Origin of the sequence: Massilia cellulosiltytica, assembly GCF_047325105.1 — a bacterium.
GTDB lineage: Bacteria > Pseudomonadota > Gammaproteobacteria > Burkholderiales > Burkholderiaceae_D > Telluria > Telluria orientalis.
Genome location: NZ_CP168562.1, coordinates 537,968 through 554,401 on the forward strand (window position 1 = coordinate 537,968; position 16,434 = coordinate 554,401).

The 16,434-nt window shown below is 65.3% G+C and carries 15 protein-coding genes; 7 read left to right on the top strand and 8 right to left on the bottom strand.

The genetic code is table 11. The features are described 5' to 3' along the window. Window positions 1-6: 6 nt before the first annotated feature. Window positions 7-1,422: an N-acetylmuramoyl-L-alanine amidase gene (locus ACEN9H_RS02485; protein WP_056130117.1), complete on the bottom strand. Its 1,416-nt coding sequence runs from the start codon at window positions 1,420-1,422 to the stop codon at window positions 7-9. Beyond that, complete coding sequence (gene tsaE, locus ACEN9H_RS02490) at window positions 1,386-1,886, bottom strand: tRNA (adenosine(37)-N6)-threonylcarbamoyltransferase complex ATPase subunit type 1 TsaE (protein WP_371768984.1); 501 nt, start codon at window positions 1,884-1,886, stop codon at window positions 1,386-1,388. The genes ACEN9H_RS02485 and tsaE overlap by 37 nt, the downstream gene beginning before the upstream one ends. Window positions 1,887-1,917: 31 nt before the next feature. Here tsaE and queG point away from each other — a divergent pair, with 31 nt between their 5' ends. Next, window positions 1,918-3,009, top strand: coding sequence for a tRNA epoxyqueuosine(34) reductase QueG (queG, locus tag ACEN9H_RS02495; RefSeq protein ID WP_413673655.1), 1,092 nt, complete (start codon window positions 1,918-1,920; stop codon window positions 3,007-3,009). Here the strand turns inward: queG and ACEN9H_RS02500 are convergent. The 3 genes from ACEN9H_RS02500 to ACEN9H_RS02510 all read right to left on the bottom strand — a co-directional run bounded on the left by ACEN9H_RS02500 (window position 3,006) and on the right by ACEN9H_RS02510 (window position 6,117). Further along, the gene (locus ACEN9H_RS02500; RefSeq protein ID WP_229411999.1) at window positions 3,006-3,335 is read right to left on the bottom strand and encodes a DUF3052 family protein; all 330 of its coding nucleotides are present in this window, start codon (window positions 3,333-3,335) and stop codon (window positions 3,006-3,008) included. The two genes, queG and ACEN9H_RS02500, sit on opposite strands and share 4 nt — an antisense overlap. A 164-nt stretch (window positions 3,336-3,499) precedes the next feature. After that, the gene (locus ACEN9H_RS02505; protein WP_413673656.1) at window positions 3,500-4,093 is read right to left on the bottom strand and encodes a response regulator transcription factor; all 594 of its coding nucleotides are present in this window, start codon (window positions 4,091-4,093) and stop codon (window positions 3,500-3,502) included. Window positions 4,094-4,122: 29 nt separating this feature from the next. Continuing rightward, window positions 4,123-6,117, bottom strand: a complete 1,995-nt coding sequence (locus ACEN9H_RS02510) for a two-component system sensor histidine kinase NtrB (protein WP_056130133.1) — start codon at window positions 6,115-6,117, stop codon at window positions 4,123-4,125. 247 nt (window positions 6,118-6,364) lie between these two features. Here ACEN9H_RS02510 and ACEN9H_RS02515 point away from each other — a divergent pair, with 247 nt between their 5' ends. The 4 genes from ACEN9H_RS02515 (at window position 6,365) to ACEN9H_RS02530 (ending at window position 9,452) form a co-directional block, all read left to right on the top strand. Continuing rightward, window positions 6,365-7,384, top strand: a complete 1,020-nt coding sequence (locus ACEN9H_RS02515; protein WP_056130136.1) for a TRAP transporter substrate-binding protein — start codon at window positions 6,365-6,367, stop codon at window positions 7,382-7,384. A 412-nt stretch (window positions 7,385-7,796) separates the two neighbouring features. Continuing rightward, window positions 7,797-8,327, top strand: a complete 531-nt coding sequence (locus ACEN9H_RS02520) for a methylated-DNA--[protein]-cysteine S-methyltransferase (RefSeq protein ID WP_056130139.1) — start codon at window positions 7,797-7,799, stop codon at window positions 8,325-8,327. Further along, window positions 8,300-9,205, top strand: a complete 906-nt coding sequence (gene xerD, locus ACEN9H_RS02525; protein ID WP_056130141.1) for a site-specific tyrosine recombinase XerD — start codon at window positions 8,300-8,302, stop codon at window positions 9,203-9,205. Before ACEN9H_RS02520 ends, xerD begins: the two co-directional genes overlap by 28 nt. Window positions 9,206-9,278: 73 nt before the next feature. Beyond that, complete coding sequence (locus ACEN9H_RS02530; protein WP_200948776.1) at window positions 9,279-9,452, top strand: hypothetical protein; 174 nt, start codon at window positions 9,279-9,281, stop codon at window positions 9,450-9,452. Window positions 9,453-9,557: 105 nt separating this feature from the next. On the opposite strand, the gene ACEN9H_RS02535 is transcribed toward ACEN9H_RS02530, so the two are convergent. From ACEN9H_RS02535 to ACEN9H_RS02545, 3 genes are all read right to left on the bottom strand, one after another. Continuing rightward, window positions 9,558-12,662: an efflux RND transporter permease subunit gene (locus ACEN9H_RS02535; RefSeq protein ID WP_413673657.1), complete on the bottom strand. Its 3,105-nt coding sequence runs from the start codon at window positions 12,660-12,662 to the stop codon at window positions 9,558-9,560. A 3-nt stretch (window positions 12,663-12,665) separates the two neighbouring features. Further along, window positions 12,666-13,853 (bottom strand): efflux RND transporter periplasmic adaptor subunit, encoded by a 1,188-nt coding sequence (locus tag ACEN9H_RS02540; RefSeq protein ID WP_413673658.1) that lies wholly within the window; start codon window positions 13,851-13,853, stop codon window positions 12,666-12,668. A 309-nt stretch (window positions 13,854-14,162) separates the two neighbouring features. After that, the gene (locus ACEN9H_RS02545; RefSeq protein WP_413673659.1) at window positions 14,163-15,134 is read right to left on the bottom strand and encodes an endonuclease/exonuclease/phosphatase family protein; all 972 of its coding nucleotides are present in this window, start codon (window positions 15,132-15,134) and stop codon (window positions 14,163-14,165) included. A gap of 38 nt (window positions 15,135-15,172) precedes the next feature. Between ACEN9H_RS02545 and ybaK the strand changes: the two genes are divergently transcribed. After that, window positions 15,173-15,664, top strand: a complete 492-nt coding sequence (gene ybaK / locus ACEN9H_RS02550) for a Cys-tRNA(Pro) deacylase (RefSeq protein ID WP_371767016.1) — start codon at window positions 15,173-15,175, stop codon at window positions 15,662-15,664. 75 nt (window positions 15,665-15,739) lie between these two features. Then, window positions 15,740-16,381 carry a glycerol-3-phosphate 1-O-acyltransferase PlsY gene (gene plsY / locus ACEN9H_RS02555; protein ID WP_413673660.1) on the top strand — a complete coding sequence of 214 codons (642 nt, stop codon included), beginning with the start codon at window positions 15,740-15,742 and terminating at the stop codon, window positions 16,379-16,381. Window positions 16,382-16,434: the final 53 nt, after the last annotated feature.

Here is a 16,434-nt window from a genome sequence, read left to right on the forward strand (position 1 = left end):
GTCCCATTAAGTCATGCGGCTCTTCGCCAGCGGCGGATTGTACGCGAAGTAGCGCTTGATGCCTTTCGTGATCGCGTCGGCCAGTTGGTTCTGGTAGGCATCATCCTTCAGCCGCGCTTCCTCTTCCGGGTTGGAGATGAATGCGGTCTCGACGAGGATCGAGGGGATGTCCGGCGCCTTCAGCACGGCAAAACCGGCCTGTTCGACGACGCCGCGGTGCAGGCGGTTGATGCCGCCGATTTCCGTCAGCACGGCCTTGCCGAGCTTCATGCTGTCGTTGATCTGCGCCGTCTGCGACAGGTCCATCAGCACGCTCGCCAGCTGCCTGTCGTGGCTGGCGAGATTCACGCCGCCGATCAGGTCGGCCTTGTTCTGGTCGGCCGCCAGCCAGCGCGCCGCGCTCGAGCTGGCGCCTTTTTCCGACAGCACGAACACGGAGGAGCCGCGCGCCGTCGGTTCGACGAAGGCGTCGGCGTGGATCGACACGAACAGGTCGGCCTGCACCTTGCGCGCTTTTTCCACGCGCTGGCCGAGGGGGACGAAGAAGTCGGCGTCGCGCGTCAGCATCACGCGCGTGTTCGGCAAGTCTTCCAGTTTCGCTTTCAGGCGCTTCGCCACCGCGAGCACGATGTCCTTCTCGTGCACGCCCGTGGTGCCCGTCGCGCCGGGATCCTCGCCGCCGTGGCCGGGGTCGAGCGCGATGGTGACCATGCGCGCGACCTTCTGTCCCGGCGCGGCCTTGGCGGGCGCATGCGGCTGGGCCGGTTGCGGCGTCGTCGGCTGCGGTTGCGCGGGCGTGGAGCCGGCGCGGGCGGCATCCGCTTCCAGCTTGGCGATGGCGTCCGGACCGGCCTGGCCGACCGTCGGCTCGCCCGGCTGCACGGCCGGGGTCGGCGTCGCGGGGGCCGCGTCCGTCGTCCAGTTTTCCTTGGCGATCATGCTCGCGAGCGGGTCGACGGGCTTGACGGGATACAGGTCGAAGATCAGGCGGTGGTGATAGCCGGCGATGGGCGCCAGGTTGAACACCTGCGGCTTGACCTCTTCCTTCAGGTCGAACACGAGGCGCACGACGTTGGGCCGGTTCTGGCCCACGCGCACCTGCTTGATGTACGGGTCGTTCGACTCGATCTTGGCGACGAGGCTTTTCAGCGTGTCGTTCAGCGCGAGGCCGTCGATGTCGACGACGAGGCGCGGCGGGTCCGGCACCATGAAGTGCGTCGTCTTGAGCTCGCCGTCGTTTTCCAGGGTGACGCGGGTGTACTCGTCGGCCGGCCACACGCGCACGGCCATGATCTGGGCGGCGGATGCCGTCAGCGGAGCGACGACGGACAGCAGCAGCGTACCGCCGGCCTTGAGGATAGTGCGTCGTTTCGGGGAACCTGGAATCAGGGCGTCGGGGGGTAGTGCAGGCGTTCGAGGCATAGCAGGCCCAAGTCGGACAACGCTTGCAATTCTACCTCACGCCCGCGACCGCTGACCTTAAGCAACACTTTAACGTCGGGTGGCGGCAACACCGGTTCTCCCTTTTCCGGCCATTCGACGATGCAAATGTTGTTACCATCGAAATCTTCGCGGAACCCCGCGTCGAGGAATTCCTCGGGGCTGGACATGCGGTACAGGTCGTAGTGGATCAGGTTGACCTGTTGGCCGTCCAGCTCGATGCGGTACGGCTCCGACAGCGTATAGGTCGGGCTCTTGACGGCGCCCTTGTGGCCGGCCGCGTGCAGCAGGGCGCGCGTGAGCGCCGTCTTGCCGGCGCCGAGGTCGCCGTGCAGGTAGATCACGAGGCCCGGGCCCAGCGCGCGCGCGAGGGCGGCGCCCAGGGCCTGCGTGGCGGATTCGTCGGGAAGATAAGCGCTCAGTTGTTGTTTCGGTTGCTGCTGCATCGAATAAAATATGAGGTTTGTAGGTCCGCCAATGTCCGCCCAGCTTCCCGTCCAGCCCGATTTCTCCGCACTCGCCCAGGCCATCAAGGCATGGGGCGCGGAACTGGGCTTTGCCGACGTGCGCATCGCCGACATCGACCTGGCCGGCCACGAAGCGGGCCTGCAGGCCTGGCTGGACGCCGGCCACCATGGCGAGATGGATTATATGGCAAGCCACGGCATGAAGCGCGCCCGGCCGGCCGAGCTGGTGCCGGGCACGGTGCGCGTGATCAGCGCGCGCATGGATTACCTGCCGATGGAGACGCCGCCCGACTGGCGTACGCGCGAGCGCCTGCGCCAGGACGACCCGCACGCGGCCGTCGTCTCGATCTATGCGCGCGGCCGCGATTATCACAAGGTGTTGCGCAACCGGCTGCAGGCCCTGGCCGAGAAGGTCAAGGCGGCCGTCGGCGAGTACGGCTACCGCGTGTTCACGGATTCCGCACCCGTGATGGAGCTGCCGCTGGCGCAGAAGGCCGGCCTCGGCTGGCGCGGCAAGCACACGCTCTTGCTGAGCCGCGAGGCGGGCTCCACGTTCTTCATCGGCGAGATCCTCGTCGATTTGCCGCTGCCCGTCGACGAGCCGACCGGCGCCCACTGCGGCCAATGCAGCGCCTGCATAGCCGTGTGTCCGACGGGCGCGATCCTCGGCCCGGGCCGGCTGGATGCGCGCCGTTGCATTTCCTATCTGACCATCGAACTGAAGGGCGCGATCCCGGAAGAATTCCGTCCGCTGATCGGCAACCGCATCTACGGCTGCGACGACTGCCAACTGGCCTGTCCGTGGAACAAGTTCGCGCAGCGGGCGACCGTGCCGGATTTCGACGAGCGCAACGGCCTGGGCACGGCGGGACTCATCGAGCTGTTCGGCTGGAGCGAGATTGACTTCAACCGCCGCCTCGAAGGCAGCCCGATCCGCCGTATCGGGCACGAGCGCTGGCTGCGCAACCTGGCGGTGGGACTCGGCAATGCAACCACGTCAGATGAAGTCGTCGCCGCGCTGCGCGCGCGCGCAGACCACCCGTCAGCGCTCGTGCGCGAACACGTCGCGTGGGCTCTCGCACGCCACGGTGAGGCTGTCTAGAGTTCGATCCGCTTCATGCGCAGCGCGGACCAGTCGCCGTCGATGGAAATCATGGCGACGCCCGTGATGCCGTTTTCCTTGGCATACGCATTGATCGAATCGCGGTTGATGTCGGTGGCCTTGGAGGCGGTCTGTTTCAGATAAGCGACCCACAACGACCCCTTGTCGCCCAGGCGCTCCTTGGCGATCGGGAAATATTGTTCGAGTTCCTTGCGGTTCATCGCGAACAGCAGCACGACGTCTACTTTCTCCTGGTCGGACTGGATCAGGTTGGGCGGCATCTGCGACACCATGCCGGGGTGGACGTTCCCGTTCAGGATCAGCATCGATTTCGCGCTCCTCAAGAACATTTTGTCGGCTATCGTCTTCTCGCTCATCTGCGTTCCCTAAAGAATGTTTCGACGTGGTGAGTTCGACCACTCCATGATCAGGCTGATTTTACAAGCGAACCCCGCGCGGCACAGGACGTGCGGCCTGCCGTGCGCAGGTATTACTTCAGCAAGCCGGCCAGCTCGACGGCCGTCTTGACCTGCATCTTGTCGAAGATATGCGCCCGGTGCACCTCGACCGTACGCATGCTGATGCCGAGCTTGTCGGCGACGACCTTGTTCATGTTGCCGGCGAGGATGAGGTCGAGGACTTCCCGCTCACGTGCCGACAGGGTGGCCAGCCGGGCATGGATGGCATCGCGCGACGCGGCCTTGCGCGAGGCGGCGAGGGCTTCCTCGACGCGGTCCATCAACTGGTTGTCGTTGAACGGTTTTTCGAAGAAGTCGAAGGCGCCGCGCTTGAGGGAATCGACGGCCATCGGCACGTCGCCGTGGCCGGTCAGGAAGATCACCGGCAGGCGCGCCAGCAGGCCGCGCGCCACCAGCTGGTCGAACACGGCGATGCCGTTCATGCCAGGCATGCGCACGTCCAGCAGCACGCAGTCGCCGTGCGAAGCGTCGGCCGCAAAGCGGTCGCCGAGCGCGTCGAGAAAGGCCTGGCCGCCCGCATAGCCGCGAGCCGGCAGCCCGCGCGATTGCGCCAGCCAATCGAGCGCGTCGCGGATCACGTCTTCGTCGTCGACGATGTGCAGCATGCAGGTCTCCTTTTTTAACGTATTGTAATTCACCGTTCGGTGACGGGTGCTTCCTGCGCCTGCTGCAACGTGAAGGTAAACACGGTGCCCCCGCCCGGATTGGCCGCGTGGGTGAGCGTGCCGCCGTGGAATTCGATCGCGGTGCGGCAGATCGACAGGCCCATGCCCATGCCTTCGGCCTTCGTCGAAAAGAACGGCGAGAACAGGCGCTCCGCCACTTCCGGCGAAATGCCATGGCCGTTGTCGATCACGGACACGGCGACTTGCCCCTGTTCGCCCGTGTGCGCGGTAATCCTCAAGACTCGCCTCTCGGGGTCGATGGCCTGCATCGCTTCGATGGCGTTGCGCGTGAGGTTGAGAAGCACCTGCTCGATCAGCACGCGGTCCGCGAGTACGGGCGGCAGGTCGTCCGGCACGTCCACCTGCAGCGCGACATAGCTCTGGCGGGCCTGCAGTTCGACGAGGGCGCGGATGCCGTCGACGACGTTGGGAATGCCGACCGTCTCGCGGTGCGGTTCGCGCTTCTTCACGAATTCGTGCACGCTGCGGATGATCTGGCCGGCGCGGCGCGCCTGCGTGTTGGCCTGTTCCAGCGCGCGTTTCAGCATGCCGGTGTCGAGCGGCGCCGCCTGGGTCTCGCGCGCGAGCACGTTCAGCGCGCCCGCCGTGTAGCTGGAGATGGCGGCCAACGGCTGGTTCAGTTCGTGCGCGAGCATCGACGAGATCTCGCCCATCGTCGCCAGGCGCGCGCTCGTCTCCAGCTTTTCCTGCTGCTGGCGATTCAGTTCTTCCGCACGCTTGCGGTCCGTGATGTCGAGGATGGAACTCATCCAGCCCGTGTGGCGCCCGTGCGCGTCGACGAGGGGCGCCTCGAACACGAGCACGGGCACGCGCATGCCGTCCGAGCGCTGGAACACGGTCTCGAACTGCGGCGTGGCCTGGCCCGACAGCACCTTGCGGAAGCGGCCTTCGTATTCCGCCATCGCTTCGGGCGCCCAGTACGGCATCGGCGGCTTCTTGCCCAGCAGATCTTCCATGGGATAACCGACCATGCGGCAGAACGCCGGGTTGACGTAGGTGACACGGCCCTCCAGGTCGCGTGCGCGCAGGCCCGTGAGCAGCGAGTCTTCCATCGCGGTACGGAAGGCCATCTGCTGGCGCAGCGCGTTTTCCGCCGCGATCGTGCGCGCGATGTGGCGCCACAGCGCGACGAGCGAAATGACGAGGCCCAGCGCCAGCACGATCACGGAGCCGACCAGCAGGTTCGGCAGCAGCTTCGGCGCGGCCTTGACGCTGTCGGTGGCGAGCACGATCTGCGAGCCGGGCAGGTCGAGCGCGCGCTTGTGCGTGTAGACGCCGCGGCCCGGTCCGCCCGCCGCGCGCTGCGCCACGACATGGTCGTCGCGGTCGAGCAGAGACAAGGCATTGTCCTGGGCGAACCACCACGGCACGTTCTCGTCCAGCAAGGTCTGCAGGTTGTACGTGGCGACGAGGCTGCCCATGTACTTGCCGGCGTGGACCAGCGGCAGGTGGAAGTCGATCAGGCCGTGCACGAGGCCGGTGGCACCGTATGGTTCGCTGTAGCGTCCCAGGCGCGTGCTGCGCGACATGGCGGCGGCATCGCGCGACGATTGCGTGAGCCCTTCGGGCGGCAGTTCCATGCCGCGGCTCGCCTTGACCTGGCCCTGCGCGTCGTACCAGATGATGCGCTGGAGTTCGTGGCCGTTCTTGAACATCTGCGCGAAACGGGCCTGCAGGGCGGCCGGCGCCGGCGTCTCGATGACGAGGTCGTTGCCCAGCGCGGCCAGCGCTTCCTCGCTGCGCGCGAGCTCGAAGCGCAAGGTCTGCTCGACCCACAAGGTATCGGCGATCAATTGTTCTTGCCGCTCGTTGCTTTCCATCTGGCGCGCCTGCCAGGGCAGCCACAGCAGGACGAGCAGGAACAGCAGCACGAGCAGGACGGGCACGAGCCAGCGCCACGGGCCTTGCTTGACGGGGCGGGGCAGGGTGAATGGACTTTTCATGTGATAACGTTTCAGCTTTTGCCGACGACTGTCTGTCGGAAACCTCGAAAAACCGTCGCGAGCGGCGGCAATGTTGTTCGAGAAGCACAACTGTACGAGCAGTACAGTGAGCATCGCAGAACAACAGTGCAACGCGCAGCAGGTTTTTCGACGTTTCCTGTCGTGGTTTTCCACGATAGCGGTACGACCCGCGAAGCGGCACACTGGCGGTCGGTATCCGAATATACACCGCGGGAACATAAAATTTATGCGCATCAAAGCCTTGCTGGCCGCGCTTGCTGTCGTGACTGGCGCCGGCGCCCACGCCCAGGCCCCGATCATCATCAAGTTCAGCCACGTCGTGTCGCCGGACGCGCCCAAGGGCCTGGCGGCCGAACGCTTCCGCGTGCTGGCGGAACAGCGGACGCACGGCCGGGTGAAGGTCGAAGTCTATCCCAACAGCCAGCTCTACAAGGACAAGGAAGAGCTGGAAGCCCTGCAGCTGGGCGCCGTGCAGATGCTGGCGCCGTCGCTCGCCAAGTTCGCGCCGCTCGGCGTGAAGGAATTCGAAGCGTTCGACCTGCCGTACATTTTCCCGACCAAGGCGGCGCTGTATGCCGTGACGGAAGGGCCGATCGGCAAGAGCCTGCTGCAAAAACTGGAAGCCAAGGGCATCACGGGCCTGGCTTACTGGGACAACGGTTTTAAAGTGATGTCGGCCAACCGCCCGCTGCACAGCCCGGCGGATTTCCGCGGCCTGCGGATGCGCATCCAGGGCTCCAAGGTGCTCGACGTGCAGATGCGCGCGCTCGGCGCGGTGCCCCAGGTGCTGGCGTTTTCCGAAGTCTATCCCGCCCTGCAGGCCCATATCGTGGACGGCACCGAGAACCCGCCGTCGAATATGTACACGCAGAAGATGCATGAGGTGCAAAAGTACGTGACGGTGTCGAACCACGGCTACCTGGGCTACGCCGTCATCGTCAACAAGAAATTCTGGGACGGCCTGCCGCGCGACATCCGGACGGAGCTGGAGCAGGCGATGCGCGAAGCGACGGCATTCGAAAAGACCATCGCCCAACGCGACAACGACGCGGCCCTCGAAGCGATCCGCAAGACCGGCAAGACGAAGATCTATACCTTGACGCCGCAGGAACAGGCCGACTGGCGCCGCGCCCTGCTGCCCGTGCAGAAGCAGGTGGAAGGGCGGATCGGCAAGGATCTGATCGACGCGATCAACAGGACAACCTCGCAGGCGACGGCGCCCGTCACGACAGCCCAGGCCCGGTGACAATCGCCCTCATTCGGTGCGGGTAAATAAGTGTTAGTTGCCTGTAATCAATGAAACACTGGCACTAGCATTTTTATGACATGTCATGGGGGCTTATGACCGAAATATATTTCGTGAATGTATATAAAAAACTACGCTTTTCTTATGCGGTTGCGTTATGATGGGGCACCTTTTGGCACCAACCTGGTGCGATAAAGCGACCGAATACGATTTGGGAGAGGGAAAAGAAAGCGGTAAACACAAACTTTACCGTAAAACAGTTAGGAGGAGACACACGTTTTATATGATGCAGCCGGCAATGACCAGGCAGCCGAAAACGTGACCATATTAGAAACGCACCTACGGGTGCGTTTTTTTTTGCCCACGGCCGTGCAGGCTTGCGAACACGTCTTCCGGGTCTTACACTGCGTCGATGAGCACACAACAAGGCAGCGAGATTTTCAGCGCCATCATCGCGGCGCCGTTTGGAGCGATGGGCATCCGTACCGAAGATGGGCGGTTGCGCGAACTGGTCTACCTGCCGCCGCATTACCACGAAAAATCGGCGCAGGATGCCGTCGCCGAGCAGGCCGCCGTCCAGGTGGCGCGCTACTTCGAGGATCCCGATTTCCGCTTCGACCTGCCGCTGAAGGAAGCCGGCAGCGAATTCCAGCGGCGCGTGTGGGACACCATTTGCGCGATCCCGCGCGGCAGCGTCCGTACGTACGGCCAGATCGCCAAGCAGCTGGAATCGGCCCCGCGCGCCGTCGGCCAGGCCTGCGGCGCCAACTGGTTCCCGCTCGTGATCCCGTGCCACCGCGTGACGGCGTCCGGCGGCCTGGGCGGTTTTTCCAGCAGCGACGACGAACATGGATTCCAGCTCGGAATCAAGCGCTGGCTGCTGCGCCACGAAGGCGCGCTGGCGCTCGAGATGCCATGGCAGCAGCAGTCAATCTTCCCCTGATCGACGCGTTCTGCGACACGCTCTGGCTCGAGCACGGTCTCGCAAAGAACTCCCTCGATGCCTACCGGCGCGACCTGCGCCTGTTCGCGCGCTGGCTCGACGTCAAGCGGCCCGAGCGGAGCGACCTGTACGCCGTCGAACCGCAGGACGTCGCCGCCTATTTCGCCGAACGCCACGAGGACACGAAGCCCAGTTCGGCCAACCGCCGGCTGTCCGTGCTGAAGCGTTTTTACCAGCTCGCGCTGCGCGACCGCCGCATCGCCGCCGATCCGTGTTTGAACATGGCGTCCGCGAAGCAGCCGCAGCGTTTCGTCCATACGCTCACCGAGGCCCAGGTCGATGCGCTGCTCGCGGCGCCGGACGTCTCGACGCCGCTGGGCCTGCGCGAGCGCACGATGCTCGAACTGATGTATGCCAGCGGCCTGCGCGTGTCGGAACTCGTCGCGCTGAAGCTGGTCGAACTGAGCCTGAACGATGGCGTACTGCGCATTACTGGTAAAGGCAGCAAGACGCGCCTCGTGCCGTTCGGCGAACAGGCGCGGCACTGGCTGGACCGTTACATGAAAGAGGCGCGCGGCGTCATCCTCGACGGCCAGGTCGACGACGCGCTGTTCGTGACTGGCCGCGGCGGGCCGATGACGCGCCAGATGTTCTGGGTCGTCATCAAGAAGCATGCGGCGAAGGCGGGCATCACGGCGCCGTTGTCGCCCCACACGCTGCGTCACGCGTTCGCCACGCATTTGCTGAACCACGGCGCCGATCTCCGCGTGGTGCAGTTGCTGTTGGGGCATTCCGATATTTCCACGACCCAGATCTACACCCACGTCGCGCGCGAGCGCCTGAAGCATCTCCACGCCCGGCACCACCCGCGTGGTTAATTCTCAAGACGGGGTAGGATGACTGGTCCATAATGGACTAGTACGACCTTTCCAACGATAGCAAGAGGTGAGCATGGCCAAGACGAATTTCCAGTACGAAAAACGCCAGCGGGAGTTGGAGAAGAAACGCAAGGCGGACGAAAAGGCGCGCAAGAAGCAGGAAGCCAAGCAGCACAAGGGGGACGATGCGCCGGCGCAGGATGAAGATGCCGGGGAAGAGGCGCGGCAGGAGCATGATCCCGCTTGAGCACACGTCGTTCCCGCGCACGCGGGAACCCATGCCGAGCTTGCTTAAAGCGTCTCGTGCGATTCCTGAAGCTCTGTATGGGTCCCCGCTTTCGCGAGGACGACGTCATGCGGTTTGTTCCGTAGCCGTATCTTCTTCGTGCCCCTTCCTGAACCACGCCGCCACCCGCTTGCCCAGGCTGTCGAGATAGGTGTACGCCACGGGCACGACGACCAGGGTGAGCAGCGTCGACGTGATCACGCCCCCGATCACCGCACGTCCCATCGGCGCCTGCGTCTCTCCGCCTTCGCCCGTGCCGATCGCCATCGGCAGCATGCCGAAGATCATCGCGAGCGTCGTCATCAGGATCGGACGCAGGCGCACCTGGCCCGCTTCCATCAACGCGTCGAACTGTGACCGGCCTTCGCGCTGGCCGTGGTTGGCGAAGTCCACCAGCAGGATCGCGTTCTTCGTCACGAGACCCATCAGCATCACGACACCGATGATGGAAAAGATGTTCAGCGTCGTCTTCGTGATGAGCAGCGCGATCAGCACGCCGATCAGCGACAGCGGCAGCGACACCATGATCGCGATCGGCTGCAGGAAGCTGCCGAACTGCGAGGCCAGCACGAGGTAGATGAAGATCACGGCGATGCCCAGGGCGACGCCGAAGCCGGCCATCGTCTCGTCCATCTGCTGGGCGTCGCCGCCGACGTCGAAGCGCACGCCGTCCGGCAGCTGCATGGCTTTCATTTCCTTGTTCACGTCGCCCATCACGTCGCCCAGCGGACGGCCTTCGAGGCCGGCGAAGACCGCCACGCGGCGCTGCAGGGCCTGGCGCTTGAGCATCTGCGGGCTCGTCGACGGGATGAATTGCACGACCTGGCGTAGCGGGACCATGACCGGGTTGCCCATCGCGTCACGCTTGCTCGATGCCACCGACAGGTCGGCCAGGTCGGCGACCTTTTCGCGGCCCGACTTCGGCAGCTGCACGTTGACTTCGTAGTTCTGGCCATCCGGCGCGAGCCAGCGGTTGGTCTGGTCGCCGGCGACGAACGGACGCAGCGCCGTGCCGATCTGCTGCACGGTGAGCCCGAGGTCGGACGCCAGCTCGTGGTTGATCTTGACGATGGTGGCCGGGTTCGCGCCTTCCTGGCTGTACTCGATGTCGGCGATGCCGCGGATCTTGCGCATCTTGTCCATCAGCGTGTGGGCCACGGCGTCCAGCTTCGCCTCGTCATTGCCGAGGATCGCGATGTAGATCGGGCGCTGGCCCACCGTCAGCGAGATGCCGGCGATTTTCTCCAGGCGTTCGCGGATGACTTTTTCCATCTCCTGCTGCGAGCGGCGGTGCGTCTTGTGCACGTCCGTCAGCTTCAGGTGCACTTCCGAGTAATTGCGGCCTTCCCACGAACCGACGATGGTCGAGACGCTTTCGATTTCCTTGAACTCGGCCAGCGCCGCCTCGGCCTGGCGCAGTTTCGCATCCGAGTAGTCCAGGCTGGAGCCGATCGGCGTCTTCAGGCGCATGTGGATGTAGCCGTCGTCGACCTGCGGCACGAATTCGCCGCCGATCTTCGGCACCAGCATCAGGCTGGCCGCGAACAGGACGACCGCGAGCAGCAGCGTGGATTTACGCCAGTCCAGCGCCAGCGCCAGCACCTTCGCGTAGACGTCGTGCAGCCATTCGATGCCGTGCTCGATGCGCGCCATCAGGCGGCCCAGCCACGGCATGTACTTGAAGCGGCCCTTCACGGGGTCGGGCCACACGGACGACAGCATCGGGTCGAGCGTGAAGCTGACGAACAGCGACACCAGCACGGCCACGGCGACGGTGATCCCGAACTGCAGGAAGAACCGGCCGATGATGCCCTTCATGAACGCGATCGGCACGAACACGGCGACGATGGCGAAGGTCGTCGCCATCACCGCGACGCCGATCTCGTTGGTGCCGTCTTCCGCGGCGCGCACGTGGTTCTTGCCCATGCCGAGGTGGCGCACGATGTTTTCGCGCACGACGATGGCGTCGTCGATCAGCAGGCCGATGCACAGCGACAGCGCCATCAAGGTGAGGAAGTTCAGCGTGAAGCCGAAGTACTTCATCGCGATGAAGCTGGCCAGCACCGAGATCGGCAGGGTCAGGCCCGTGATGATGGTGCTGCGCCACGAGTGCAGGAAGAAGAACACGATCACCATGGTCAGCAGCGCACCTTCGAGGATGGTGTCCTTGACGTTGTCGAGCTGGCCCTGCACGTTCTTCGCCTTGTCGTCCAGGATGCGGAACTGCACATCCTTCGGCAGCGTCGTCTTCATCGCCTCGATGGCGGCCTTGACGCCGGTGCCCACCTGCACCGTGTTGGCGTCCTGGATCTTCGCGATCTCCAGCGTGATGGAACGCTCGCCGTTCACGCGCGAGATCGATTGTTCCTCGGCGGCGCCGTCGGAAATGTCGGCCACCTGGCTCAGGTAGATCGGGCCGCCCGTGCGGTTGGCGACGACGATGCGCCGGAAGTCGGCCGCCTCCTTCATCTTGCCCTCGATGCGCACGAGATTCTCGCGCGCGCCGCGGCTGATGCGGCCGGCCGGCAGGTTGGCGTTGGTCGTCGTGATCGCGTTCATCACCTCGTCGATGCCGACGTTGAGGCTCTTCAGCTGGTCGGGGCGGATGTCGATCAGCACCTGGCGGTCCTGCTTGCCGTTGACGCGGATCTGGCCCACGCCGGCCACGGCCTGCAGGCGCTTGACGATCACCTGGTCCGTCAGCATCGTCAGGTCGCGCAGGCTGCGCTCCTTCGACGTCAGCGCCAGCAGGACCACGGGCTGCGTGTTCTCGCCTTCCTCGCGGTACACGATGGGTTCCTTCACCTCGCGCGGGAAGCCGCCGCGGACGGTGCTGATGCGGTCGCGCAGGTCCTGCACGGCGCGGTCCATGTCGACCGTCAGCTGGAATTCGATGCCGACGCCCGAGCGGCCTTCCCACGACGTGCTGCGGATCGTCTTGATGCCGCCGACGGTGTTCGCCGCTTCCTCGAGCGGGCGCGTCACGTCATTCTCGACCTGCTCGGGCGAGGCGCCGGGATACGCGGTCTCGATGAAGACGGCCGGGATCTCGACGTTCGGCATGCTCTCGACGCCGAGACCGCGGTACGCGAACAGGCCGAGCACCATCAGGCCCACCATCACCATCGTGGCGAAGACGGGGTATTTGATACTGGTACGGGTGATCCACATGGCTCAGCCTTTCGCGTCCGGCAGTTTGACCTTGCTGCCCGGCTTGATGCCGTCCAGCGGCACGGCCAGCACCGTCATGCCGGCGTCGACGCCTTCCAGCGCTTCGACGACGCCTTCGTCCTGGTTGCGCAGGCCCAGCTTCACGGGCTGCGCGACGACCTTGCCGTCGGCGATACGGTAGACGACGTCGCGGCCGTTGTCCTGGCGGACGGCGCCGATCGGCAGCAGCGGATGCGCGTTCGACTTGTCGGTGACGATGGTCCCCTTGGCGAACATGCCGGCGCGCAGCACGCCGTCGGGATTCGCCACGTCCACGTACACGATCATGGCGCGCGAGCCCGTCTCGGTGGCTGGATTGATGCGCGCGACCTTGCCCGTGAAGTTGCGGCCGTCGAAGCCGTTGACCTTGAACTGCACGTCCTGGCCGACCTGGATGCGGGGGATGTCGGACGCGGGCACCTGGGCGTCGAGCGTCAGGTGCTTCAGGTCGACGATCGAGAACACGGGGCTGTCCGGCGCCAGCTTTTCGCCGGCCTGCGCGTGGCGCTTGCTCACGACGCCCGAGAGCGGCGCGTGGATCGTCGTATCGGCCAGCGCGATGCGCGCGAGGTCCAGCTGCGCGCGCGCGGAATCGACGGCGGCCTGCGCCAGGTCGACGGCGTTCGCGGACGTGTCGTATGCGTTTTGCGCAATGAAATTCTGCTTCAGCAGCGATGCGCTGTTGCTCATGTTTTTCTTCGCCATCGTCAGGCGTGCCTGCGCGTCGGCCAGCATCGCCTGCTGCTGCGCCACGCGGGCGCGCGCCTCGGCGGGATCGAGCCGCGCGATCACCTGGCCGGCCGTGACGTCCATGCCTTCCTGCACGGCGGTCGACAGCACGATGCCCGACACCTTCGACTTGACGGTGGCCTGCGACAGCGGTGTCAAGGTGCCCGTGACGGGCAACGTGACGGCCAGCGGACGCGCCTCGATGCGGGCGATGTCGCGCACCGACAGCTCGTGCGCGGGCGCCGGCGCCGGTGCCGGCGCGGCCGTCGGCGCGGGGGCCGCGGCGCGGTGGGTCAGCGCATACGCGCCGGCGCCCGCCAGCGCGACGGCGAGCAGCGACAGCGCTATGACCCTGGCGCGGCGGCGCGGCGCCGTCTTCTTGGCGGGCTGGTCGGCGGACAAAGGCAGGGACTCGATCTTCATGGTTGTTCTTTATGTGGTGACAAGCGCGAGCGGAATGGAGAGCGCACGTGCTCCGTCCTGCCAGGCAGGATGGAGCTCCCAGCGCATGACGGCATGGTAGGTTTGTCGATGACGAACCGCTATCGGAATGCGACGAGCGGTGCAAAAGGGACGCTGAACTGCGAAAAATCCGGGGCGGGCGTGGAGACGGTGGCGGCGCCCGATACTTAAACAACGTCATCCCCGCGCAGGCGGGGATCCAAGTTTGCTAGCGTTATCGCGACGCATGAAAAATTGGGTCCCCGCCTGCGCGGGGACGACGGGTGGGCGTCAACCGTCCCCGTCCGGCGTGCCGGGTCGCTCGAACAGCCGCAGCCGCGCCAACACCTGCCCGTGGTCGGACGCCTCCGGCAACCCGAGATCGAGGTGATCATTCAGGTACACGACGTCGATGACCTCGCCCAGCGCCCCGGGCAACGCCGCATTGAATTCCGCCGACACGAGGATGTGGTCGATCGTGGAATGGTACCCATCATGTACGTTGGAAAAACCGACGTGCCGCAGATGGTCCCGGCGGCCCTGCAGCTGGCAGGCATCATATAAACGGTCGCCGCTGGGCGCGCCGAGGCCCAGCACGATGCCGGTCGTGACCGCGTCGGCCACGTCGTTGAAGTCGCCCAGCACGACGCGCGGACGGTGGTGCGTGCGGCCGATGTCGGTCAGCAGCACGCGCAGCGCGGCCGCTTCCGTGCCGCGCCGGATCAGCGAGCGCAGCGACGCCAGCGCGTACAGCTGCGGGTCGTCGCCCGTGTCGCCCGCGCGGTAGTCGGGACGGCGCGATTTCAAATGCACGACCACCACGTCGGCGACGAGATCCGGCGTCAGCTGGATCGCCGCGTGCAGCGGGGCGCGGGTAAAACGTTCGGGATCTCGGTTGCCGGGCGGCATCGCGATCCCGGGCGGGAAATAGGGGAGCTGGCGCGGGGCGTCCGCGAGGGGCAGGCGGGAGGCGAGGGCGACGCTGGGTGTGAGCTTCTCGGCGTCCGGATCGGGATCGAAGCCGACGTGGACGGCGTCGCGGAAGCGCCGCGTGCGCGACAGCGCCTCGGCCAGCGCGGCCTGGGAGAACACTTCCTGGAAGCCGATCACGTCGGCGCCGAGCATGTCGATCTGGTGCGCGGTCCAGGCGATCTTCGCTTCGTATTCCTCGGGGGTACTCGGCTCCAGGTTGTCGTACAGCCTGGCGCCCGGCGTGGCGAGGTTACACACGTTGAAGGTGGCAAAGCGAATCTCTTGCTGCATAATAAGCAACTCCTCCGTTTGCATTTAGCGTAACACGCATGGCCAAGAAAGAGCATATCTCCGAAACCCCGGCGACACAGTTCCTGCGCAAGCATGGGGTCGCCTTCACGGAGCATCCCTATGAATACGAGGAACACGGCGGTACGGCCGTGTCGTCGCGCGAGCTGGGCGTGGAAGAGCACGCCGTCGTGAAAACCCTCGTGATGCAGGACGAGGCGGCCAAGCCGCTGATCGTGCTGATGCATGGCGACTGCAAGGTCTCGACGAAGAACCTGGCCCGCGCCATCCCCTGCAAATCCGTCGAGCCGTGCAAGCCGGACGTCGCCCAGCGCCATTCCGGCTACCTGGTCGGCGGCACGTCGCCGTTCGGCGTGCGCAAGGCGATGCCGGTCTATGTCGAGGAAAGCATCCTGCAGCTGGACAAGATCTATATCAATGGCGGACGGCGCGGTTTCCTGGTCGGGATCGCGCCGGCCGTGCTGGTGGACGTGCTGAAAGCCCGGCCCGTGCACTGCGCGCTGGCCGACTGACTATCGCTGGGCTCGGCCGATGGTGTATATTTCACGCGCGCCAGATTCCTGGCCGTGGATGAAGAAAAGAGACTCATGTACACAATTCTGTTCACCATCGCAGCCTATTTGATCGGCTCGATTTCCTTCGCCGTCGTCGCGAGCCGCCTGTTCGGCCTGGCCGACCCGCGCACCTATGGCTCGAAGAACCCGGGCGCCACCAACGTCCTGCGTTCGGGCAGCAAGAAGGCCGCCATCGCGACGCTCGTCGGCGACTGCGCCAAGGGCTGGCTGGCCGTGTGGCTCGCGGTCCAGTTCGGCGAGCGCTTCGGCGTCGAGGACGGCGGCGTGGCGCTGGTCGCCATCGCGGTCTTCCTGGGCCATCTGTGGCCCGTGTTCTTCCGCTTCGTCGGCGGCAAGGGCGTGGCGACCGCGCTGGGCGTGCTGCTGGGCCTGAACGTCTGGCTCGGCCTGGCGACGCTGGTCACGTGGCTCGTCGTCGCGTACGCGTTCCGCTACTCGTCGCTGGCCGCGCTGGTGGCCGCGATCTTCGCGCCGTTCTACTACGGCCTGCTGTTCGGCGCGGATGAAAAACTGTTCGCTGTCATCGCGATGAGCCTGCTGCTTCTCTACCGCCACAGCAGCAATATCGGCAATCTCATGGCCGGCAAGGAATCGAAGATCGGCAGCAAGTCCAAGGGCGCCGCGACCACCAGACCGGCCGTCAAGAAAAAATAAGCACTGGAGCCACGCAGGCCCCTTTTTATTGCCCCGATTCGGGGTCAGACCCC

Excerpts from the sequence above, each read along its gene's own strand:
- ACEN9H_RS02485 (WP_056130117.1), bottom strand. The coding sequence starts at position 1,422 with ATGCCTCGAACGCCTGCACTACCCCCCGACGCCCTGATTCCAGGTTCC.
- tsaE (WP_371768984.1), bottom strand. The coding sequence starts at position 1,886 with ATGCAGCAGCAACCGAAACAACAACTGAGCGCTTATCTTCCCGACGAA.
- queG (WP_413673655.1), top strand. The coding sequence starts at position 1,918 with ATGTCCGCCCAGCTTCCCGTCCAGCCCGATTTCTCCGCACTCGCCCAG.
- ACEN9H_RS02500 (WP_229411999.1), bottom strand. The coding sequence starts at position 3,335 with ATGCTGATCCTGAACGGGAACGTCCACCCCGGCATGGTGTCGCAGATG.
- ACEN9H_RS02505 (WP_413673656.1), bottom strand. The coding sequence starts at position 4,093 with ATGCTGCACATCGTCGACGACGAAGACGTGATCCGCGACGCGCTCGAT.
- ACEN9H_RS02510 (WP_056130133.1), bottom strand. The coding sequence starts at position 6,117 with ATGAAAAGTCCATTCACCCTGCCCCGCCCCGTCAAGCAAGGCCCGTGG.
- ACEN9H_RS02515 (WP_056130136.1), top strand. The coding sequence starts at position 6,365 with ATGCGCATCAAAGCCTTGCTGGCCGCGCTTGCTGTCGTGACTGGCGCC.
- ACEN9H_RS02520 (WP_056130139.1), top strand. The coding sequence starts at position 7,797 with ATGAGCACACAACAAGGCAGCGAGATTTTCAGCGCCATCATCGCGGCG.
- xerD (WP_056130141.1), top strand. The coding sequence starts at position 8,300 with ATGGCAGCAGCAGTCAATCTTCCCCTGATCGACGCGTTCTGCGACACG.
- ACEN9H_RS02530 (WP_200948776.1), top strand. The coding sequence starts at position 9,279 with ATGGCCAAGACGAATTTCCAGTACGAAAAACGCCAGCGGGAGTTGGAG.
- ACEN9H_RS02535 (WP_413673657.1), bottom strand. The coding sequence starts at position 12,662 with ATGTGGATCACCCGTACCAGTATCAAATACCCCGTCTTCGCCACGATG.
- ACEN9H_RS02540 (WP_413673658.1), bottom strand. The coding sequence starts at position 13,853 with ATGAAGATCGAGTCCCTGCCTTTGTCCGCCGACCAGCCCGCCAAGAAG.
- ACEN9H_RS02545 (WP_413673659.1), bottom strand. The coding sequence starts at position 15,134 with ATGCAGCAAGAGATTCGCTTTGCCACCTTCAACGTGTGTAACCTCGCC.
- ybaK (WP_371767016.1), top strand. The coding sequence starts at position 15,173 with ATGGCCAAGAAAGAGCATATCTCCGAAACCCCGGCGACACAGTTCCTG.
- plsY (WP_413673660.1), top strand. The coding sequence starts at position 15,740 with ATGTACACAATTCTGTTCACCATCGCAGCCTATTTGATCGGCTCGATT.